General features: G+C 40.4%; 14 protein-coding genes. 10 read left to right on the top strand and 4 right to left on the bottom strand.

What is annotated here, in order from left to right; genetic code table 11:
• The first annotated feature begins 2 nt into the window (after positions 1–2).
• On the top strand, positions 3–908 hold the full coding sequence (locus AACM45_RS11630) for a GyrI-like domain-containing protein (RefSeq protein ID WP_339142843.1): 906 nt from the start codon (positions 3–5) through the stop codon (positions 906–908).
• On the top strand, positions 901–1,761 hold the full coding sequence (locus tag AACM45_RS11625) for a hypothetical protein (protein WP_339142842.1): 861 nt from the start codon (positions 901–903) through the stop codon (positions 1,759–1,761). The genes AACM45_RS11630 and AACM45_RS11625 overlap by 8 nt, the downstream gene beginning before the upstream one ends.
• A gap of 201 nt (positions 1,762–1,962) precedes the next feature.
• Here AACM45_RS11625 and AACM45_RS11620 read toward each other — a convergent pair whose 3' ends face one another.
• Positions 1,963–5,676: a metallophosphoesterase gene (locus AACM45_RS11620; RefSeq protein ID WP_339142840.1), complete on the bottom strand. Its 3,714-nt coding sequence runs from the start codon at positions 5,674–5,676 to the stop codon at positions 1,963–1,965.
• A gap of 55 nt (positions 5,677–5,731) precedes the next feature.
• Here AACM45_RS11620 and AACM45_RS11615 point away from each other — a divergent pair, with 55 nt between their 5' ends.
• Positions 5,732–6,925, top strand: a complete 1,194-nt coding sequence (locus AACM45_RS11615; protein ID WP_339142839.1) for a Pycsar system effector family protein — start codon at positions 5,732–5,734, stop codon at positions 6,923–6,925.
• A 13-nt stretch (positions 6,926–6,938) separates the two neighbouring features.
• On the opposite strand, the gene AACM45_RS11610 is transcribed toward AACM45_RS11615, so the two are convergent.
• On the bottom strand, positions 6,939–9,311 hold the full coding sequence (locus AACM45_RS11610) for a GAF domain-containing protein (RefSeq protein ID WP_339142838.1): 2,373 nt from the start codon (positions 9,309–9,311) through the stop codon (positions 6,939–6,941).
• A gap of 117 nt (positions 9,312–9,428) precedes the next feature.
• On the opposite strand from AACM45_RS11610, the gene AACM45_RS11605 reads away from it, so the two are divergent.
• The 4 genes from AACM45_RS11605 to AACM45_RS11590 all read left to right on the top strand — a co-directional run bounded on the left by AACM45_RS11605 (position 9,429) and on the right by AACM45_RS11590 (position 13,466).
• On the top strand, positions 9,429–10,325 hold the full coding sequence (locus tag AACM45_RS11605; RefSeq protein ID WP_339142836.1) for a metallophosphoesterase: 897 nt from the start codon (positions 9,429–9,431) through the stop codon (positions 10,323–10,325).
• A gap of 2 nt (positions 10,326–10,327) precedes the next feature.
• A complete protein-coding gene (locus AACM45_RS11600) occupies positions 10,328–11,491 on the top strand; it encodes a helix-turn-helix domain-containing protein (RefSeq protein WP_339142834.1) in 1,164 nt (387 codons plus the stop codon).
• Positions 11,492–11,593: 102 nt separating this feature from the next.
• Positions 11,594–12,736 (top strand): acyltransferase family protein, encoded by a 1,143-nt coding sequence (locus AACM45_RS11595; RefSeq protein ID WP_339142832.1) that lies wholly within the window; start codon positions 11,594–11,596, stop codon positions 12,734–12,736.
• A 67-nt stretch (positions 12,737–12,803) separates the two neighbouring features.
• Positions 12,804–13,466: a hypothetical protein gene (locus AACM45_RS11590; RefSeq protein ID WP_339142830.1), complete on the top strand. Its 663-nt coding sequence runs from the start codon at positions 12,804–12,806 to the stop codon at positions 13,464–13,466.
• Between the two features lie 106 nt (positions 13,467–13,572).
• Here AACM45_RS11590 and AACM45_RS11585 read toward each other — a convergent pair whose 3' ends face one another.
• Both AACM45_RS11585 and AACM45_RS11580 read right to left on the bottom strand, forming a co-directional pair.
• Positions 13,573–15,747 (bottom strand): acylase, encoded by a 2,175-nt coding sequence (locus AACM45_RS11585; RefSeq protein ID WP_339142829.1) that lies wholly within the window; start codon positions 15,745–15,747, stop codon positions 13,573–13,575.
• 50 nt (positions 15,748–15,797) lie between these two features.
• Positions 15,798–16,853, bottom strand: a complete 1,056-nt coding sequence (locus AACM45_RS11580) for a TPM domain-containing protein (RefSeq protein ID WP_339142828.1) — start codon at positions 16,851–16,853, stop codon at positions 15,798–15,800.
• A 231-nt stretch (positions 16,854–17,084) separates the two neighbouring features.
• Here AACM45_RS11580 and AACM45_RS11575 point away from each other — a divergent pair, with 231 nt between their 5' ends.
• The 3 genes from AACM45_RS11575 (at position 17,085) to AACM45_RS11565 (ending at position 24,083) form a co-directional block, all read left to right on the top strand.
• Positions 17,085–19,817, top strand: a complete 2,733-nt coding sequence (locus tag AACM45_RS11575; RefSeq protein ID WP_339142827.1) for a G8 domain-containing protein — start codon at positions 17,085–17,087, stop codon at positions 19,815–19,817.
• Between the two features lie 22 nt (positions 19,818–19,839).
• On the top strand, positions 19,840–22,122 hold the full coding sequence (locus AACM45_RS11570; RefSeq protein ID WP_339142825.1) for a G8 domain-containing protein: 2,283 nt from the start codon (positions 19,840–19,842) through the stop codon (positions 22,120–22,122).
• 221 nt (positions 22,123–22,343) lie between these two features.
• Positions 22,344–24,083, top strand: coding sequence for an ABC transporter ATP-binding protein (locus tag AACM45_RS11565; protein WP_339142823.1), 1,740 nt, complete (start codon positions 22,344–22,346; stop codon positions 24,081–24,083).
• The last annotated feature ends 36 nt before the right edge of the window (positions 24,084–24,119 follow it).

The following is a 24,119-nucleotide window of genomic DNA, read 5'->3' as shown; positions in this document are numbered from 1 at the left end:
CTATGAAAAAAATACTTTATAGTATCCTTTTTATTGTTCTAATAGGGTTAGTCTGGTATCTCTTCATAAAATCATACGACTACACCGTTCGTTTCGAAACAAAAACATTTCCCGGTGCCATTAATCAAACCCTGAAATTATGGGATCAAACCTTGGATACAGTAGCTAAAATTCGCCAAGATGGTTCACTATATAGGCTGACACAAAAAGTTAAGTTCAACGACTCCATTCATACCTATCATTGGAAAATAAAGCCGATTACCGATTCTACATCTAAAGTTCAAGTGAACATCCATGATGAGAACCATAGTTTGATGAATAAGGTTCTGGTGCCTTTTACCGATACCGATTTTGAAAAACGTTCCCGTAAGACCGTTCTCGATTTTATGGAAAACTTACAAGACCATATCGGTAAGTTTAAAGTAACCATAATTGGCGAGGCCGAATTACCCTCAAAGTATGTGGCCTATATACCGCTTAAGACCACACAATTTCAAAAAGCCGGTGGCATGATGAAAAACTATTCATACATCGGTCAAACACTGCTGAAAAATCAGGTGGAATTCGATGGCCCCCCCATGGTTGAAATCACCAAATGGAACCGAAATAAGGATAGTTTGGCGTATAACTTCTGCTATCCCATAATTCGTTCAGATCGATTACCTATGGATACCGATATCGAATACAAACGCATTTTTGGCAAAAAGGCCCTTAAGGCAATCTACAATGGAAACTATATAACTTCTGACAGGGCATGGTATGCCCTCTTAGACTATGCGAAAAACAACGATATACCCGTAGAAGCAAAACCTCTTGAGATCTTCTACGACAATCCAAATACCGGTGGGGATGAAATCAATTGGAAAGCTGAAATTTACCTGCCCATCAAAGAAACACCGAATGACTAGACTTTGCTGTATTTTGCTCTTTGTGATGCTCCAGGCCTGTGCCCAACAGACATGGCATGGTAATTTGAGTTATTCGGGTCGATTGCCATCAAACCTCAGCGAAGTTTCAGGAATCGTAAGTTATGACGGAAGCACGGCTTGGGTCATCGAGGACAATGGTAACAAAGACTACATTTACAGAATCAACTTAGAAGGCAAATTGATCAAGAAGTTCAAGGTGAAGAACGCCAAAAACAAAGACTGGGAAGACCTAACCAGGGATCAGAAAGGGAATCTATATATCGGTGATTTTGGCAATAATTATAATGATAGAAAAAACCTGACCATCTATAAGTTACCTAACCCCGAAGTTGAAAAAGGAGATAAAATCGAAGCAGAGGAAATAGGGTTCCGTTATCCGGAACAAAAAAAGTTTCCTCCCAAAAAGAAAGGCTTACTTTACGATTCGGAAGCCTTTTTTCATTGGAAGGACCATTTATATATTTTCACAAAAGATCGTTCACGACCCTACTTGGGTAAAACGTTGATTTACAAAATTCCGGATGAGAAAGGAGAATACGACGCCAAGCTAGTGGGAAGCCTTAACCTTTGTTCGAACCAAGATCACTGTTCGATAACTGGGGCCGCCATATCAGATGATGGAAAGACCATCGCTTTGATAGGATATGGTTACCTGTATACGGCAACCAATGTTGATTTGAATCACCTTTCTGATACCCAATTCAAAACAACTGATTTGAACTATAATACCCAGATAGAATCCGTCTGCTTCATAAATGACTCTACCCTACTGATTGCGGACGAACAATCAAAGTCAAAAGGAAGAAACTTATATAGGTTCATTTTAAACTAACAATAATTTAGATTTGAGATAACTGCCGGTTTAAAAGGGAACAGATGTCAAAGAAAACAGACCTTTGTCACCCCAAGCAAAGTCAGGGGCTTGAAAAAATATGCATTAAAAAGGTTTCGACTGCGCCTGTATACCAACAAGGCAGGCCCTATCCCACATAACCCCCAGGAATGGCTGGAAACCAAAAATGATAGGTTTCTTCTAAAAACCAAAGCCTACACCAAAAGCAAAGCGTAAGCCATCATCACTATTGAAAAGTCCAAAGTTTGCTGAAATGAGGTCAGAACCATTCATAAAAAAACCACCACCATATGAGGTATGCCAAATATTGGAATCCTCATCGGGTATCCAAACACGTCCATAGTCAAAACCACCATAAATACCAGGGGTTACCGGTAAGAGACCTGTACGCATCTTTCTAAAACTCAACCGTAAATCAGTATTTTGAAAATAGGCCGATCTACCTGTGAAACGTTGAAAACGAAATCCCCTAAGACCATTATTTCCACCGATACTGGCACCTTGATAAAATTCAAAATCGTCACTAAAGTTAAAATGCCCTTTGAGTTTTGTGGCCAAAACCAAACTTCCACTCGATACCAATTTATAATCAAAAGAAAGACTTGGAATAAAAAAGGTGAATGACCTACTAGAATCACCTAGATTGGTTCGATACCCCCCGTCTAGGGAAATCGCCATCCCGACTGTCGGAAAGGCTTCATTGTCGGCATTGGCATAACTGTACCCCACATCGATTCCGAAAAAGTCTTGTTGGGTGTCGCGCCCAGCATCGGTAAAAAAGCCTTCGATAAACCGGTCTTCGGTCTCTTCAACATCATAATTTTCATACGTTACACCGAGCTTTACCTTTGAGCCTAAATGACCGCGCCAAACTAAAGAAGGGGCGAGCTTAATGGTTTCTATCTTCACTCTATTGAAATCAAACTCCAGCGGATTTTCATCATCGGTATTAATGGTCTCGTTTCCTAATCCGAAGAAATTGATTGCAAAATTGGGACTCGTAAATTTTCCGGTCAGCTCTAGATTTACACCCTCGAAAATATTGGCGAATTCACCTGAATATCCTAAATCGAAACCACTGGTGGCAAAATAAAACGCAGCACTTACCGTATGTTGTTGTGTAAACGGGTTCTGTCGAAAACCATTGAACGTATACGTGTTCATCAAGCCCAAACGAACCCCGTCGTCAGGGTTAAAGCCCACAGCTGGCAACAATTGATTGTTACTCGCCTTGATTTTCAAGAATTGATAGGTATTGGTATCATAGTCATTGATTTTATGTAGTCTACCACCAAAAGCTTCTTCATAGGTATTCTTTTTGGTCTTAAAATCATACGTATGCACCCCCTTGGCTTTTTCATGGATTTTGTAACTGTCGTTATTTTGGCCGCCCACTAAACGGACCTTGATTGCCCCATTGGTATTATTGACTTCGAAAACGTCATCATCATCCAAACCATAAATCCATACTTCCTTGGTAGTCTTGGGGTCATAAATCTTATCAAAAAACAAATCGGCCTTCTTTCCCCCTTTAATTCGAAACGCCTTAACATCGATTTTCCCATTGGGCAATGGATTTACTACAAAATAATCATCTTTGTCGGTGCCGGCAATAACACTATACTTGTTAATTACTTTAAAATAGGCCTGTGCAGTCGCTACTAGCTTTTGTTTTCTAAGCAACAGGGTCTTTTTGATTTTAGTAATGGTTTCATCACGAACTTCTTCGGGGAACTCTTCAAAAGCAACATCAATGGTGCTTTCCGTAAGGTTCTCCTGTATAAATTTGGCCTGCCCTACCCAATCGTCGATGGTCGTTTCAGATAGTAAGGCCATATCTAAGGCAAAGGTCATAGGAGAAGAATTTAAACCTTTCACGCTACGAATTTCTTCGTTAAAGCCTTCGAATAATTTGAGCCCAGGTACTGTTTTAGAGGCAATACCCAATAAGGCACCATCTGACATGATTGAAAATACCTGGTCACGGTCTCTCGGTATGGGTTTAAAAACCTTATCGCCCGAGGCGTCTTCAAATTGTGCCCATCGCCACTGATCTATATGGCGGTCCCAATCACCAATGAGCATGTCAAACAACCTAGCTCGGGCATAAGCTTTTGCATCTACCTTATATTCTTCGTCTTTCCGTAGCTTTTTGATGAGGTCATCGGTACTTTCAATTTTCTTTGTCTTACCAAAACTTGCAATATCATGACCTTCTGAAACATGCTCTTCGATCATGTAGAGCTCATCTCCAAAATCACTATTAAAATCACCCAACACACTTTGCTTGGGAATGTAATATAGCTTAGGATTGGTATGGTATAAATCAATGGCATCTGACAGTGCCCCGACGGTAAAAGGCGCATAAGGATGCGCCCCGGTATAAAAATCCTTTAAAATTATTTCGGGCAAGGTACCCTCAAGTTCGCCGGTAATATACTGTTCTTTGAACACCAATGATTGAAGGTATAATTCAGCACTCTTTCGAAGGGCACGCATCACGAATTGCCGACCGTCTTTATGTTCTAATCGTAACGACCTTGATTGATGCCCCCCACCTTTTCGAACCACCTTCAAGCCACCCATGAGTGTATCTAAATTTACCGTTGGCGCCTTGATTTTAGTAGCGTAATATTTTCGATAACGTTCGCCCCAAACTGCTTTGAAAAATCCCGTTTTATCAACTTCCTCCTCCGAGTAGACCGAAGCCTCTACAAAGGGAGGAAAATCATCCTTCATACCACCGGTGGAAAACGTCTTGTTTTTTGGCAATACTTCGGTACTGTAAAGTATCTTTTCCGTACCATCATCTTCGACACCGTAAAAATCGACCTGTGATGACCCATCCGTAAAGACGTTCAAGATTGCGTATCCCCTTTGACCGGTAGAAAACCTACTTCCATTCAATAGTCGCGAAGCTCCCTTTTTAGCCCCTGAACCACTCACTATTTGCGGAGTGTTGTCTTCCACTATATATTGTAACGTATGCTCATGGCCAGATGTGAAAATCACTTTTTCAGAATACTGTGCAAGTGTTCTTATGCGATTTTTCAATTGGTTGTACTTTTTATTGGATTGGTCTTCTATACTTGCTCCCGACGTTTTTCGCAGCAAGTTTATGAAACTTCCTATGATAGGTAGGGGAACCGAAGTACCTTTAGGGAAAATATTCTTCTTAAATGAAAACTCACCTCCATGCGGACCATAGGTCATCAGGGGATGATGCATTGCCAAAATCGTCGTTTTATCGGCATTCTTTTTTATGATACCTTCTATTTCCTCAAAAAAACGATTCCTGTCCTTTATCTCACACTCATCGTTTATGGTTGGATGTTTATCCCAATTCACCAAATACCATTCCGTATCAATGGCAACCACAATAAGGTCATCATTGACCTCGATAGTTTCTATTGGACATCCATTTTCTGGAAAAAACACTTCCTTACTATCCAAAACCTCTTCAATATACCGCTCTTGTCGTTTAAGGCCTTGCAACCCCTCATTGTACCAATCATGGTTACCGGGTATGAATACCCTTCTACCCTTGAAATCAGCCAGTGTGGCCAGCTGAGCATCTATATGGCTTTTTGCCTCTATATACGCCTTTGTGGAATCTTTTTTATCTGGTAGGCCCGCGGGATAGATGTTATCCCCCAAAAAAATCGTTGTACTGTTCTTACTGGCTTTATCCAGTCTTGCTTTAAATGCCTTTAGAACAGGGTTCATACCCCCAATGGGTGATTTTCCCGCATCACCGATCAGGTAAAGGGTATGTGAGACCTCTTTATCATGGGCTACGATTTTTCCATTAAAATCCTCACTATACTTTACTTTGTAGGTGGCGCAGCTCGAAACTAAAAACAGAACCAAGGCAGTTAGGTAAAATCTTTTCATAATAAAAGGGCTTCCATCCAAAATTTTGTATTTTGGGTTTTTCAATATACAAACTATGTCAGAGATTGTTCATAAAGCTGAAGAATTTGTTACCGAACTGCTCGAAAACAAACTTGACCCCAATTTTTTATACCACAATCTAAAACATACACAACGGGTCGTTAAAAGTACCAAAGAACTCTTAGCTAACCATGAACTTTCTGAAGGGGAAAATGAACAATTGTTGCTGGCGGCATGGTTTCATGATACGGGATATACCAAAGGGGTTCAAGACCACGAAAAAAGTAGCTTTCAAATTGCCGCTGATTTTTTAAGATCTACGGGATATAAAGAGGAGGGTATCAAAACGGTCGGCAATATCATTATGGCAACCAAGCGGTACCATGAACCTGCCAATCTTCATGAAGAAATAATACGCGATGCGGATGCCTCGCATTTTGCACAAAAAAGCTATTGGGAAACCACTGATTTTCTAAAGGAGGAATTAGAAAAACTGGGGATCGCTAAATATTCGGATAAAGAATGGCGCAATGAGAACATCAAGATGTTCAGGAATGAACATCGTTTTTATACCGAATATGCCAAAGAAAACTGGAATGATAACAAAGAAAAAAACCTCAACACCCTTGTAAAGGATAAGAAAACCGAAAAAGAAATAGCCAAAAAAGAAGCCCTTAAGGCAAAGTACAAAAGTGAAAGCCCTGATCGCGGTATTCAGACCTTATTTAGGGTTACGCTTAAAAATCACTTGACCTTAAGTGACATAGCCGATACCAAGGCCAATATTTTGTTATCGGTAAATGCGATAGTGATTTCGGTGGCGCTATCCAACCTAATACCAAAACTGGATAATCCATCAAACGGATATTTGATTTACCCTACCTTGATCTTTATCACATTCAGTGTAATATCGATGATCTTAGCGGTGTTGGCTACAAGACCCAATGTTACCGAAGGTAAGTTTACGAAAGATGATGTCAGACAGCAAAAGGTAAACCTGCTGTTCTTTGGCAACTTTCATAAAATGAGCCTTGGTGAGTATGAATGGGCCATTCAAGAATTAGTGAAGGATAAAGAATATATATATTCTTCACTGACCAAGGATCTCTACTTTTTAGGATTGGTGTTGAATAGAAAATACAAAATACTTCGATTGACGTATACCATCTTTATCATAGGTATCGTGATTTCAGTTATTGCCTTCGGTATCGCGTTTCGATTCTTCGGCCCTGATAGAATGACCTTTTAGCAAACAAGCAGAATCAACTCTTTAATTCTTGCATTAAATCGTCGTAGGTATAGGTCTTTTCAGACTTTTCATCAGCCTTGTACAATATCTCGGCACGTATGGCTTTTAGTCCAGTAACACCCTGTAAACCTTCCAACTCCACAATTTCGATTTTGTTTGTGAAGTACCCTTTTGATTTTAAGAACTTCACGTAACGTAAATATTCTTTTTCATCCTTTTTCTGTGAATATACGATGGCCAATTTTCCTTTTTGGGTCAAACGTTCATTGGTACCTTTGATAAATGACTTATCTATTCGTTTTTTGATGACCTCATAGCGTGCGTTATAAGTGCCGTCAACGTCAAATTTCTTTTCATCCATCCTGAAACGTATGGCCAGGGGGGTACTATAAACAAGTAGAAGTGAGGCTACGTCTAAAGCAACTGGTAATTTTGGTTTGAGCGCATAATGCGTATTCTCCATTTCTACCATTACCTGTAGTTGCCATAACCTCAGGTTATTCAAGTACAGTTCGTTAAAATCCCTATCATTGGCAATGGCACTACCGATATACATGTTGTGTTCAATACCATCGGTCTTGTAGCGCTCAAAATAATGTGGAAACATTTCTTGGGCCGCTTGTTGCTTTTTGTCTAAATGTGCGGCCAACTTCATATTGATTTCCATCACACTCTCATCATAATTACGTCTATGGTCGTAATACGATTCGGTGGTTTTATCTATTTGTTTCTCATACTGGGCTATAAATGCCTTGATAACCTCATCTTCCCTTTTCAAATGATGGAATACAGGGTTGATCTCTTCTTGTACAAAATCAAAAATACTCTGCTCGCTATTGGTATATAGGGTGTCTTTGATTTCATCCAATAAGTTATTTACCCGAAACATCAATTCTTCATAGATAGGAAGTTTAAACTTACTCCAGGCCATTTGAAGAACCCCATTGATCTCAGAAAGCTGGATCATAAGGTCACGCTGTATCGCAATGTTTCGTTGTTTAGACGAATCTTTGATATCAATTTGCCCATAAAGCGGAAATACGTCTTTAAACACGATTTCATTGAAAGCTGGTTCTTCACCAATCAATTCTTGGGTCATAAAACGTTTCGCTTCCTCTTGAAACTTCCAATAAACCGAAGAATGAACTGTGGTACATTCATGTTGAATGATGGCATCGATCAGGTTCTGTTCCTCTTCTATCGAACGCAGTACGGAAGATACGATGAACGGCATCACATCAATCAATTTATTGGCATTGATACTATTCAATTCATTGACATTGCTTGACACCAACTCGAGCACCCCTAAAAGCTTGCCATTATCGGCAATAGGTGCTAATATGGCACTTTTGATGCCTTGTTCGTGAAGGTTTTTATACGGCTGCCCACCACCACTTTTCTCGTAATATCTAGGAACATTGGAAATGGCATAATACGTAGTCTCGCGTAAAAGCTTACCATAAGAATAATCACAAAGCATGGCATCACAATACTCTACCTCTTTACCCTTTAAGATAAAACTTTCGATGCCCTTACCATGAATTTTCAAAAATCGATTCGTATTGGAATCATAACCTGCAAAACCAACGGAAATATTCTTGAGGTTGAACAGCGACCTAAACGTATCTTGAAAATCATCCATGAAATTCTCACTCCCCCTCTTGTTGTTGCCGATCAGGGTCGTTTTTATTTCCGATATGGAATGCTCGGCCGTCACATCGAACATGTTCGATATCACAAAACCTTTTGATATAAAACTATTCGGAGGTATCTTCTCTTTCCACAGTTGTAGGTCGTCAAAATTCTGTAGTAACTCGTCTAGGTCTTCCTCATCCAAATCCTTTGCCTTGTCAGTCGGACTAATTTCCATAAAATCAGCGTTATATAAAATGCGATAATGTCGCATTACGCCATTGGCATCGGGAATATCGTAAAATAAAGGCCTTTTGAAATCTATTTTAAAACCGTAATAGAACCCAAGAATTACAGTACATTGCATGATATACTGAAGGTTTTCAGGCAGGTTTCTAATCTCAAGCTCAAAACCCTCACCTGCCTCGGCCAAGATTTTTTGAAACCTTTTGGAAGAATTAAATACCAAGTTTTCAAACGGAATGGAGGCCGTCTTGATTTCGTTTTCGGTCAATACCGACGAAAAAGTATCGGCCAATATGGTTTGAATAACATCTTTTCTCTTTTCAAGAATGCCCAAATCGTCAAAGCCATCACGCAATTCAGGATACGGTGCTTGGGCATCAAGAACATGTTTTGCCCTTGAGGCCAGAGACGCATCTTTACTGTGAAGTTGCCCATCATAATGCTCTAAAAGCTTATTGAAGCTTACGAGCTGAATTAAAGGAGCCTCACTTGTGTAATTGTTTTCCATACCCACCTTGGTCGTAAAATAATAGGTAAAGTTACAAAAAGAAGAAATAGGTCATTGTTAAGGTAATCATTATGGTTTTGACCGCTTTTTTTGGATATTTAAAAAAAAATTAGAATCATGTCATCTTTTAAAAGACTGGATAGGGCTTATAAAAATGCAAAGACCATTTCTTTTGATGACACTTCAAAATTTATTTTTTTTAGCGATTGCCATCGGGGAGACAACAGTTTTGCCGACGACTTCGCCAACAATCGCAATATTTATTTTCATGCATTGAACCATTATTATCGTGAAGGCTATCACTATTGTGAGTTGGGTGATGGTGATGAACTTTGGGAGAATATTAATTTTGAGTCCATTTTTGAGGCACATAAAAACGTGTTTCAACTATTGCGAAAATTCCACTTGGGGAATCGTTTGCACATGGTCTGGGGAAATCATGATATGGTATATCGTGATAAAACTTACGTTGACAGGCACCTTTCGAGTTATTTCGAACCCATAGATGGGGAAAGTAAGGCACTTTTTGAGGGCTTGGCCTATCACGAGGCCTTAGTTTTAAAACATAGCAATACGGCACAAGAGGTTTTCTGCACCCATGGCCATCAAGCCGATTGGTGGAACTATAATTTTTGGCGTGTGGGCCGATTTTTAGTCCGCGTTCTGTGGAAACCCCTTCAGGTGGTTGGTATTGCAGATCCAACTAGCCCGGCCAAAAACTATAAAGAATTGATTCGTATCGAACGACGCATCAAACGTTGGATCGTCAAAAATAAGTTAAGGATCACCATTGCCGGTCACACCCATAGACCTCGATTTCCAGAACCAGGTCAAATTCCTTTTTTCAATGACGGTAGTTGCGTGCATCCAAGAAGTATTACGGGCATTGAACTGGAAAACGACCATATTTCCCTTATCAAATGGCACATTGACACTAAAATAGATGGTACCCTACAGATTGTACGTGTTTTGTTAGAAGGCCCTGAAAAGTTGTCTGACTACGTTGCTGATTGATCATGGATCCCATTCAACATATATTAAACCAAATACCCATACGGCACGACCTTGCATCACAATTGATGTTCTTAGGGGTTTTTCAAGGCTTTTTTCTAGGGACCTTAATATTAATAAGGGCCAAGAAAACCACTGCGATTGCCTTTTTGGGGTGGACTCTCTTATTTCAATCCCTTGTTTTTTTAGACACCTATCTTTGTTATACCGGATTGATCAAATACCTCATCCAATTCAATGATTCCACTGAGGCATTCGTATTGACCATAGCCCCTGCATTCTATTTTTTTCTGTACGCAGCCATCAAACGGAAATCACCCGCCTTAAAACAGCTTTGGCCACATTTGATACTACCTTGCGTTTATCTTTTAAGTCAAATTCCCTTCTATACGGCACCGATACAAGTCAAACTAAATGCGTATTTGGGTGCATACTACGAAAATATTCAAACGGCCCAGGTGCCTGAATCTTTCGACTATGGCTATCATTGGTTGAAAGATAGATTTGATTGGTTGATCCTGATAAGCTTTCTGTCATACATCATACTTGGGTTTCAACTGGTATGGCATGAGCGACGGCGTATTCGTAAAATACCGCATCAAGCCAACTTGAATAAATACATTTTCACCAGAAACGCCTTGGTGCTCTTAGGTACACTATTCATCATCATCTTTATGGTTTTATACCGGTATGATGATGATAGCGGTGACCACTATATAGGCATACTACAAACCTTTATTGCTTTTAGCACTTCCTATGTCGTTTTAATGGAATCGAGATTCTTTGAAAAATCATGGTTTGCCGATAAGTATGAGACCTTTGCCTCGAGCACGGTCAGTTTTGAAAAAATAGAAACATTCTTACATGATACCGATTACTTTCTCTCTCAAGGGACATCCTTAAAAAATCTAGCCCAAAAACTAGAAACCAATGCCAATTCCATCTCTCAAGCCATCAACAAAAATACCGGCCTTAATTTTAATGATTATCTCAACAAAAAAAGGATTGGGGTCGTCAAAGAAAGACTCATCAGTATGGATTTTTCGCATCTGACCGTTGAGGCAATCGGTAATTCGGTGGGCTTCAAGTCCAAATCTGCCTTTTATACATCATTCAAGAAACATGTTGGTATGTCTCCTTCCCAGTTTATAAAACAAAAAAAGCAGTGATTCCCTGTTTGTTCTCCAGAATTGTAATTCAGTACTTTTTCAGGTCATCAAATCTGTAGAATAAGATGAGTAGCGCCCATCTTTGGGGGAAACAATTTCATCATGGAGAAAACAATACGTCGTTATGATTTAGATTGGCTTAGGGTTATAGTGTTTACATTGCTCATATTTTATCATGTAGGCATGTTCTTTGTTCCATGGGGTTGGCATATCAAAAATAATGTGATCTATGATTGGCTTCGCTGGCCCATGCTATTTTTGAATCAGTGGCGCTTACCTATACTGTTCGTTATTTCTGGTATGGGCACATATTATGCCCTATCAAAGCGCACGATTTGGCAATTTCTTTGGGAACGAAATTCAAGACTGGGAATTCCGTTGCTCTTTGGAATGTTGGTTATTGTACCTCCACAAGTCTACTTTGAAAGATTGGCGACCAATGCGTTCAGTGGTTCTTACTGGAAGTACTTTATCACTGTAGCACATTCAGGAATATACCCCGAAGGAAATTTCAGCTGGCACCATCTTTGGTTCTTACCCTACCTTTTGATTTTTTCGATTTTATTAAGTCCTGTTTTCATTTACCTAAAAAGAAATACCACACTACTGGTCGATTGGATTAAAAAACTATTGCAAAAACCGTTGCGATTGTATCTTTTTTGTATTCCCCTTTATTTATTGGAAGCCCTTATGGAACCCTTTTTTGATGTTACCCACGCACTCGTTGACGACTGGTTCAACTTATGTTTTAGCATTGTACTGTTCTTTTATGGCTTTTTATTGATTTCAATAGGAGATGTTTTTTGGAAGAGTCTTGAGCTCCTTAAAAAGAAAGCACTTATTGCTGGTTGTATCTGCTTTTCGGGTCAGGTAGTGATTTGGCTATTCTTTGAAGATGGATACGTTGTGCATTTCACAGAGGCACTTTTGAAAGTAGTTAATATTTGGTCTTGGATTCTAGTGCTTTTTGCATTTTCGGCACAATATCTAAACAGGTCAAGTAAAAGTTTAGCCTATGCCAATAGGGCCGTTTATCCTTTTTATATTCTTCACCAGACCATTACCATTTGTATTGCCTATTATTTGATGGATTTGGATTGGGGTTTTATTCCAAAAGCAACTGTTTTGGTCGTTGGAACTTTCGGAGTTAGCTGGTTGCTTTATGGTTTTATACTTCGTGTACCGATTCTGCATCCCTTGTTCGGTCTTAAAAAAAGCAGTTTGTCGAAAGAAAAATACATTTAACACCCCTTTACCAATGCTGTGGCAAGGTATTTGTTAATTTTAGTGTTCGTTTACGACATAAACCATAATGAAAAGACTATCGCCCTTTCTATTCTTTTTCCTGCTGGTCCAATTTGGATTCGCCCAAGGCGATATTCCTACGACCAAACCTTTGAAAGTTGGAGCGAAAAATAACCTCGACGTAAAATCGAGTAATCAAGGTACTTCGTTGCGCGTACCATCGGTACTTGATGAAAATCTGATATCCAAAGGAAGGCAGATTAAAATGTTGCCGGACCGAGAGTTGGTCCAAGCTGGAACCGGAATGGTCATAGACCCTAAAGTGGGTGAGAAAGAAAAAAAAGGAGCGAAACAGCATTTCGGGAATCAATACCTAGGGGACTTTAAAACCTCATCAAGGTTTATAGGCATCGTCGCCAGGGATCATGAATACGTTGATGGTGATCGAGTCAAGGTATATGTCAACGGTCATGTCGTAGAACCTAATCTCTTGTTATCCGGAGCGTTTAAAGGTGTCAATGTTGATTTAAACGAAGGGTTTAACAAAATTGAATTTGAAGCCCTAAATCAAGGTTCGTCTGGTCCGAATACTGCACAAGTGATGGTTACCGATGCTAATGGCAAGATTATACATAACAACCGTTGGAACCTTTCTACAGGTTCTGTGGCCAGTATGGTCGTAGTCAAGCAGCCCGATATGACCAAAGGTGAAGACGGGCAAGAGGAGTAATCATATTTAAGACCTAACTCCTAACTCCTAACTCCTAACTCCTAACTCCTAACTCCTAACTCCTAACTCCTAACTCCTAACTCCTAACTCCTAACTCCTAACAAAACTAATTTCTTTCACCGGGATGGTATGTTTCTTCCGCCCTTTTCAAAACATCCTCCCTATAATAAGCAGCATCTTTCCATTGCACATCGGCATACATCCCGATTTGATCATCAAAATGTGGGGAATCTGGATCACCGCTCTGCCCACCTGCCAAAATCGTTTTGGCTTTGACCTTTTCACCAAATTCAACAGCAGCTACGAAACTATTTCCGCGGGTACCGTACATCTTTTTGGTATTGTTATGATATCGGGCACCGTAGGCTGCCAATGCACCCCAACGTCCGGAAGCAAAACCTATCGGAATACTAGGCTTCGCATCATCAAACGGTTGTCGTATGGCTCCGTTCAAACGCTGATAGCGGTTGACCTCACCCCACGGCATCTGCCAAGTACCAAAATCACTCGCAAGTTTGTTTATAGCTTCTTCGAACAGGGCTAGTTTTTCAGTATCGTCAGAGGTACCGCCCCAATAATTCACTAACTCCATAGCGTACATATCGCTGGGTCTTTTAGCCTGTCTATAACATTCGGTGCCATAGTAATGTGCCAAGGTCATTGCCACGGATTCTTTTGAAGTGGTAAAATCCCAGTTTCTTAATTGCTCGATCGGTTCCTTTAATTTTGAAATAGGTGCTTTATCATATGCCGAAATCAACCCGGGAATCAGGGCCTCAAAAGCGGGCAAATAGGGGTCATGGGCCAGCTCAATTAAACTATCAAGGGTATATCCTGTCCTATTATTTAATAACCCGATGGCATGTACCCCCCTAAAATTTTCTTGGTCACGTGACATATAATAAGGATAGTCTTCTTTTTTCGGACTGAACTCCAACGCAGCAGTATATGGCGTCGAATTACAGTTTTGAATCCAACCATTTTTTGGGTTCAAGACTAAAATATTTTCATCTACTGGGTGCAGCCCCTGCCAATCCGTTTTAGGGTTACTACCCTCAACAGGTTCTGAATAATCAAAGGTTACATCGCGTTTCGGAACGAAATTACCATGAAAGTATGCGATATTACCCTCTGCATCAGCATAGACCGTGTTGTTGCTCGAGTTGGTGCGGATATCCATCATTTTTCGAAATCCGTCATATCCCTCTTGTTTGGTTCTGACATAAGATTGCTCTAAAGCCTTTATGGGTTCCCACATCATGGCTGAAGCGGTCCATTGCCCATCTACGGCATGGGTAATCGGCCCATGGTGGGTACGATACATTGAAAAAGTCTTTTCCGACGTAATTTCACCATCCCTATATTTCAGTACGACCGAAGTGGAGTCTACAGGGCGTAGTTCTTCTCCATATTGATAAAAAAGTTTACCATTATTCTTTATAATTGTTTCCTTAAATTCATCCATGACATCGGTATACGTTGAAGTATGCATCCAACCTGTTTTTTCGTTAAATCCTTGATATACGAAAAATTGCCCCCAAGTAACCGCACCGTAAGCATTTAGGCCTTCTTCGGAAACCACATGGACTTCACCCCTAAAATAAAAGGACGTATGCGGATTGATCAACAACATGGCATTGCCTGATTGTGTGAGGTCACCTGAAATCGCAATACCATTAGATCCCTGAGGTTCTGCCATTTCAGCTTTTTTTTCCAACTCTATCAATTCCAGTTCAGGAAGTTCCATTCCCGATTCATAAAAAGCCTTGATCTTTCGGGTGGATATCCGTTCAATGTCACCCCCAATACTCCCCTCACTAAAATACATGGGCATCCAAGGTTCAAATCGAGTAAGTAATCTTGGTGTAACTTCAGGATGTGTATGTAGGTAATAATTGATGCCGTCTGCAAAGGCATCACATAACTTTTTCAACCATTCAGGACTTTTTTCATAGTTCGCTTTAGCCTCGGCTTCCGTCATAAATAACTTTGCCCTTAAATCACTGTATAGGGCATCTTCGCCCTCAACCTCGGCCAAACGGCCGGTTGCCCAAATATAATTTTGTTCCACACGATTGAAATCATCTTCACATTGGGCATACAAAAGCCCAAATACGGCATCGGCATCAGTTTTTCCATAGATATGGGGAACGCCAAAATCATCACGGATTATTTCAATATTTTGTGCTTGGGCCTCCCATTCCTCAACTTCGGTCAAGGGTTTTTTATCGGCACATGAACTTAAGGTCGTCAAAAAAAGAATTAAGAAAAAACGATTCATCGGTACTATTTTTCAAAGGAAAGGTACGGCATATTACCCATTGTATAAAATCACCAACTACCACTGGCCCCACCACCACCAGAACTGCCCCCACCACCTGAAAAACCACTAGAGCTGCTTGAGCTACCATATGAGGAGCCTGAACTTGACGAAAAGGAACCTGAGGAAGCGAAAGTCTTCTTCATAAAACTTGGACTACTTTTCCAATATGAGATTTTGAGGGGTTCTTTCTTGATGTACTTAAGGTAGCTTAGAACACCCAAAAAACTAAACACGGTAAATGCTACCAATACCCAAACAAACCATGAAAAATCGCCCAATATGTAATCGGCGATGGGCCAATTCAAGTCAAATAGCTGATGACATATTACCAAGCCCGGACCTAAGGCAAAAATAAGCCCCATAGTGCTTCCAACTAGTGGGGGAAATAGGCCAAAAACACCTAAAATAACACTCATCTCACCTTTCAAAACATGTTCAAAGACCATAAGCAGGCTTTTGTAAGACTTATAAAAGAAAAAAGCTCCAGAGGTGAAAAATGCTAGAATAAATACCAATAAAAAAAGTATTCCAACGCCTTGATTTTTGTTCTCATCCTTTTCAATAGCGGTCTTAAATTCAGCCAAGGCCTCTGGTTGGTTCAAAAATGTGATGATCTGATCTGTTGCGTCGTCAATACCCTCAAAATAATTACCCTCTTTAAAATTTGGCACCATGGTATTTCTAATGATACGCGAGGCCACGGCATCTGTGATATAAGCCTCCAAACCGTAACCCACTTCTATTCGAACCTGACGATCTAAGCGTGAAAAAACGATCAATATTCCATTATCCTCAGCTCTTTGTCCCAGCTCGTTCCTATTAAAAACACCATTGGCATAAGTTTCAATAGTCTCACCACCCAAGTTCTTGACCGTCAACACCACCAATTGGTGGGTCGTTTCAGTTTCAAAGTCGGTTAACTTTTCGGTGAGTGAGTCAAATTCAGCTGACTTAAATATTTCGGCATCATCGGTCACAATAGCGGTTAACTTGACCTGTTCATATTGGGCGGATAACATAAAGCATCCCCATAACATGCAAACTAAGGTGACATACCTGTTCATAGACAAATTCAACATTGATAAACTTGGCGATGGTTAACAATAATACTGGAAAAGATAACATAATTTGTAGAGATAACTCAAGTAGCATTTTATGCTTTATGATCATGACCTAACACCTCGCATGCATCGATAAAGCTTACTGTTCGAACATTTTTATGCATTTCATCGAAAAAAAGGTAGGGTTTATCGAGGCTTAGTTGTTTTCACGTTGTTAACCTAAATGCTATACCCGTGAAACCACTTAAAACCACCTACGACTTGCTATTGCATTTTTTTCGTAATGCTTTATTATTGGTACTTTTTACTTCACTCCCCTTATCGGCACAAAACAATTGGTCAGATTCCTCATCATGGCCGAGCGGTAGTATCCCAAAAGCCAATGAAAATGTGATTATCCCAGAAGGTCAAACCGTGATCTTAGATACGAACACTCCAAATTTGGGTAGTTTGACCATTAACGGAAATTTATTGTTCAAAGACGCCAATATCTCTTTAACGGCCCGTTGGATCATGGTTCATGGGTTATTACAAATAGGGACCAAAGAGCAACCCTTTCAAAATAGAGCTACTATTACGTTGACCGGTCCGAAAGAGGACGTAAACACTATGGGAGGGCGATTTTTAGCCACTATGGGAGGTGGTTCGTTGCAATTACACGGTAGCAGTGCCAACAAGCTCAGTTGGGGACAACTTGACGGTTCTCTAACTATCGGGGATACCAAACTCGTTCTGGACAAAGATCCGTTCAACTGGAAAATAGGGGACAAAATTGCCATTGCGCCAAGTGGCTATGATCCCTATGAAGCAGAAGAAGTCACGATTACGGGTATTGCCGGGCGAACTATTTACTTTACCCCCGCCCTAAAATTTGAACATTTTGGGGAGCTTCAAGAATACGATGGCAAAATATTGGATGAACGTGCGGAAGTGGGTATGCTTACCCGAAACATCAAAATTCAAGGAGCGGAAGATTCCGTTGAACAACGTTTTGGGGCACATTTAATGGTCATGGTCGAATCAGGACCAATTCAAGTTGAGGGTGTGGAATTTACGAAAACCGGACAACCAGGCATAGAGGCCCGTTATAACTTTCATTGGCATTTAGCTGGTGATAGGGAGGGGGATTATATTCGAAACTCCAGCGTTCATCATGGGTTACAACGTGCCGTAGTGGTACACCAAACAGACAATGTACTCGTTGAGAACATGGTTGTATTCAATATTCAAAACCATGCGTTTGTGCCTGCTGAAGATGGCAATGAGGTTGACAATACCTTTAAGAACAACCTTGCCATACTCGTTCGTAAACCTGACAAGGGATTTTTTGCCTTTCCCAGAGACGGGGGCGGTGGAAGTTCTCAGGGCGAACAACGTGTCGGTGGCTTTTGGATGCGAAATCCGCACAATAACCTTATCGGCAACCATGTCGCAGGTTCAGAAAGGGGAACCGGATTTTTCTTTGATACAAGGGGAAGAAGTAGGGATTTTAAAGATTTTGACCTATTGCCAAGAGAAATTGTTTTTGATGGTAACGTAGCCCATTCTTGTTCGGTTCCTGGAAGTTTAGGTCATGAAGGTATTTCTAACACTGCACTATATGGGCAGGTTGGCCATGGTCACGGCTTTTTTATGACAAAATTCAGCAACGGGGATCTCATGTGGAAGTTCAGCAACTTTACAGGCTACAAAAACATGATGAGCGGGGTTTGGACTGAAATCACCAATGTCACCCTTGAAAATTTTATGCTTGCAGACAATTCCATAGGGCTACTCTCGTCAGAATCACATGTAAAGAATACTATTGTTATCGGTAAATCAAAGAATACGATCGGTGGTAAAAACCGACACCTCAGACATGGTGATCGTAGGGCCGGATATTATTCCATAGCACAAGGGGGAAGCAAAGAACCAAAACTTGATAACGTCACCTTTATCGATATCAATAAAGATGTTGAAGAAGGCAAAGTAGCAGCGGCAATTATTGGCCACGGCGGACATAAGGAAGAAAACTATTTTAAGAACATCAAATTGGTTGGGGAGACCGTGCCAATTTGGATGAGTACAAGGGGCAGTAAGGGTAAAAATGAGAATTCTTCCTTTTTGCTCGATGAAGATGGTAGTTTAAGTGGGTACGATCGCCCGGTAATCATCGCACATCCTTACTCCTCCTTTGAAAAAGATGCCATCGCCTATCACGAAGAATGGCAGGCATATATTCTCGAAGCGGAACACACGATGCAATTGAAAATGAACCGGGTGGGATTTGATTTACCCCAAGAAGTATCCCTAATCAGGGATTTTGACAACCATCGCATCCCTAAAATGCAACATGCGCACCAGCGTTTTTTCAATTTTTTCGGACAACAAAACTATACGATTCTCGGACAATGGGATATTGACGATAAGGGCCAAAACTTGCAATTGCGCAGTGTTTTGGGCAAAGAAGGGGAATGGACCATATTTAAACATCCGATGCCGTTTACCGGAGTTGAAGTATTGGATCGCGAAGAGTTCCCCATTATTGAAGCGCAAAGTTTAAAAGAACTGTACACGCAGCAAAAAACTTCGTATTACTTTGATTCAGTAGCTGGCGCGGTACATGTGAAAATGGTAACCGATGAAGAAGGTTATTCATGGGTAAATTTGATACCTAAAGGAGAAAAAACAGGTAACAATTTTGGGGTTGAGAGTGGAAGCCCAGAACAATATTTTAGGGATATGGTCGTATATCCAAATCCACTGACCCCAGATTCTAAACTAGAATACACCTTGTATCAGAAAGAGTTGGTCTCCATAGAGGTATACGATGTCTTGGGAAGAAAAGTAAACCAAATTTTTCTTGGGGAACAAGATTCTGGAAATCAAAGCATTCCGCTGGGTAATATGGTCAACCAATCGGGTATATATGTACTAAATATACGTGTTGAGGATACTTCGGTACCCATAAAAGTAATCAAGAACTAACCCCACGACCAAAAAGAATCAAATGACACGTAAACTCTGTTTAGTGCTAGGGGTACTTTCCGTTTGTTTCAGTACCAATTCGATACATTCACAAAAGAACAAGGTATTGGTGATTGAAAAAGGGGAGGAATTCGTTTTAGGCAAAAAAAACCTCATTGCTGGGAAATTGATAGTGAAAGGGGATTTCAGGGTCTCAGAAAAAAACGACTGTCATGTACAACTCTCCGAATTAGTAATTGATGGGGGTACGTTTCGTGTAGGTACTACAAAAGAAGCATATCATAAAAACCTTACGATTACCATAGCCAAGGGAATCAATGTCAAAAACGGCGGAAGCATACGAATTCACGGCAGTACTAAAAACAATTCCAATTTAAGGGATTATGATACTATGGATAGCTTAGGTTCGAATACGGCCGATACGAATATCAAATTTATGGCGGGCAACGAAAATCCTGCCAGTTTTTATGCTGAAAATGCAGGCGAATTGACCATTTCAGGGGCTGCTTTCATAGGTTTGGGTTCTTCTAATAACCCAGCTGTACATATAGTTGGTACAACCCTGAAAAGCAATTTTTTAAGAAATTGTGTGTTTCAAAAATCAGGAGGTATCGATTTACAGCTTGACAATACCGCAATGGTCATTGAAAACAATCTGTTCTTATCCTACAATGGCACCTCCGTTCATTGTTCAGGTTCTGGGTACGGTGCCAACAACATTTTTAGGGACAACACCATACACAACCATTCCGATAAAGACATTTTCGCCGTAGTATTCAACAACCCCTACCAAACTTTCATAAACAACAAGGTGTTCGTCAATGGCAAGGCCAGTGGTATCGGTTTTTTGAGCCGTAGTTATGTCGGCCCAGGGAAGAAGATGACCAAAAATGCGGATTTTGTTTTTGACGGAAATTCAGTCATCAATTATTCCCATACAGACAAAACAGCGACCAAGATCGGGGTACTCATCGAGGATTTTAGCGATATGAAAATTTGGAAAACCTCGCGTAACAGTATTAACGGTTTTGACATCGGGGCCAAGTTGAAAAAGAATAATTTGTTGATTTCCGATTATAGGTTCATTAATAATGTGATAGGATGTATCCCTGGTGCTGTCTATATTCAAGACTCCTCATTCGAATTTATAAAAAAAGAGCCCAAGGTGAATTCGCAAGCCCTACTCATATCAAGCGCCTATGGCAAAGCCGCGCCAAAAATAAATGGTGTCAAAATCAAAAATTATAGTACGGGCATTCATTTTAAAGGCAAGATATCACCCGATAACTACTTTGAGACTATTGATTTTGAAAATACCAATACCCTCTCTTTTGAAAAACTCCATAAAGAAAGTATCATCAATGATAAAGATGGTTCGCTGATTCATAAAAAAGATGGACAGAAGGCGGCACACCATCACCAAATGGGGCATGCCATGCCACATGGCCACCATGGGCCAGCGAAAACCACTAAAGGCTATTTGCTATATACCAAAGAATCGTTCTTGTTTACTGCCAATAGTACTCCAATACATACAGGGCATGATTCCATTTACGGCACGACCCAGGCCAATATAGGAAGTTTAACCATTTCAACAGGTTTTGGCCTTTCAGATCCAGTACATGAGCATGATGGCCAATTGAATACAATTAGTCTGTACCATCCCTTTAAAGCTAACCGATTGACCAAAAGGAAACCTGCGAACAGGCATCGATTTTTGCTTGCTGCAAATGAAACTTATGAGCTTGAACTCGGTAAAGAAGAAATGCAATTTTATGATATTGGTCTAGAATGGGAAGCCGCTTCGAACAAACCCATTTTAATCAAAGTACCCTATCAGCACAATAGTGTCGCAGCAATCAGATCTTTTGGAAGTTTGATTCCCTCGTCAGATAATCTTCACGCACTTCATCAAAAGAACATTTCGAGCTATTTCTGGAACCAAGAAGAACAAATGGTATACCTAAAACTCGTTCCACAAAAGAATTTGGAAGAACTCGTCGTTTATAGCCCATCGGTGTTGACCGAAATTAAGGTCGGCAATGGAAAAGTACCCGTCTCCATAAGAACTGATGTAAACAAGAATACCATTGTCTTTAACTATCAGGTGCCCAATGGCCTTCCGTCGAAATTAGAGTTGTTGGATTATTATGGGAATACGGTGGAAACCCTATTTGAAGGATACTCCCAACCCAAGAATGAGGTCTATATCGACTTAAAAAAATATGATGTCAAAAATAGCGTGTTTCGATATGCCCTAACCGTAGATGAAAAAGTTCACCGCGGGCCCATCCATGCCTATTGAAGTCGAACTTGTCTTGAGATTATGGTTGTATTAAGGCATAAAGGCCTTTATACTCTTTGAAAAAAATTTTGGTTGCACAGCGGTGACAACGAGAGGGAATCACGCAAAATCAAAAGGTAAAATTCGAAGATACTTTAGCAACGCAAAACGAGTTCATTACATTTAATCGGGTTATGCTAAAACTATAAGCTAACTTTATGGCCATAAAACCAAGACTACTTATGGCAGCTAAAAAAGTAAGCATTTTAAAAGCCTTTAAGACCATTATATGGCCACGAAGAAATTTGGTCTTTTTGGGTCTTTTGTTAATAGTAATCAGCAAAGCGGCTAGTTTTGTCGCACCCATTTCATTGCGTTATTTTTTAGATGATATTGTTCCAAACAAAAACTATGACTTTCTTAAAATAGTAGTGGGTGTGGTCATTTTATCTTTTTTGGTTCAAGCCATCATGTCATTTCTTTTGACCAAGGTCTTGAGTATTCAAGCGCAATACATGATCTCTGAACTTAGGGCGCAGGTTCAAAAACAAGTACTTTCATTACCTATACGATTTTTTGACAACACCAAATCAGGTGCCTTGGTATCCCGTATTATGAGTGATGTGGAAGGGGTTCGTAATTTGATAGGAACCGGATTAGTACAGTTGGTTGGGGGTACGATTACCGCAGTGGTATCACTAGTTCTTTTACTAAGAATCAGCCCCGCAATGACACTTTTAACTTTCATACCCCTAATTCTATTCGCACTTATCGCTTTAAAGGCCTTTAAGATAATTCGGCCCGTTTTTAGGGAACGTGGAAAGATCAATGCAGAGGTCAAAGGCAGATTGACCGAAACACTAGGGGGCATTCGTGTCATTAAGGGATTTAATGCAGAAGTACAAGAGGCAAAGGTGTTTGAAACCGGGGTTGAGCGGTTATATCAAAATGTCAAAAAAAGTCTAACGGCGACCGCTGTCATGACGAGTTCATCTACATTTTTACTGGGGTTGGCCACTACAGGGATCATGATGGGTTATGGTGGGTACAAAATGATGCAAGGGGAACTCACCACTGGGGAATACTTTGAATTTACCTTTTTATTGGCCTTAATGGTAGCGCCTATTGTACAAATGAGCAATATCGGCAGTCAATTGACCGAAGCGCTTGCAGGGTTGGATCGCACCGAAGAATTGATGAACCAAACGGCTGAGGCAAACGAAAAAAATCGAACGATACAATTGGCCAACTTAAAAGGGGATATGATTTTTAAAAATGTCTCTTTTGCCTATGAGGAAGATAAAGAAGTACTGCATGATATCAGTTTTGAGGCAAAATCGGGTGATGTCATAGCCCTTGTCGGAAGTTCTGGGTCTGGTAAATCGACTATTGCAGGTTTAGCGGCTACTTTCTTGAATCCTGATTCTGGGCAGATTATCATTGATGGCAACGATCTGGCCAAAGTGAACTTGACCAGTTTTAGGCAGCACTTGGGGGTTGTTTTACAAGATGACTTTCTTTTTGAGGGAACGATTCGAGAAAACATCCTTTTCCCTAGACCGGATGCCTCAGAGGAAGAATTAAAAGCAGCGGTAACGGCAGCCTACGTAGATGAGTTTACAGATCGTTTTGAAGATGGGTTGGATACCTTGATCGGTGAACGTGGGGTAAAGCTCTCTGGTGGGCAACGGCAACGCATCGCTATAGCACGAGCCGTTTTGGCCAATCCGCGAATACTGATTTTAGATGAGGCCACGTCAAATTTAGATACCGAGAGTGAAGCCTTGATACAAAAGAGTTTGGCAGCACTCACCAAAGGCAGGACTACGTTTGTCATTGCCCACCGTTTGAGTACCATCCGCAAGGCAGACCAAATATTGGTCATTGAAAATGGGCATATCGCCGAACAGGGAACCCATGATGAATTAATTGCTACCGAAGGAAGGTATTATAATCTGTTTACCTATCAGGCGAGGATTTGAAATCACACCCAAATAGTTAATACATACGGTGCATTG

Source organism: Croceitalea sp. MTPC5 (assembly GCF_036985505.1).
GTDB lineage: Bacteria > Bacteroidota > Bacteroidia > Flavobacteriales > Flavobacteriaceae > Croceitalea.
The sequence above is the reverse complement of the archived record's forward strand: the minus strand, read 5'-3'. Positions and strand labels throughout refer to the sequence as shown.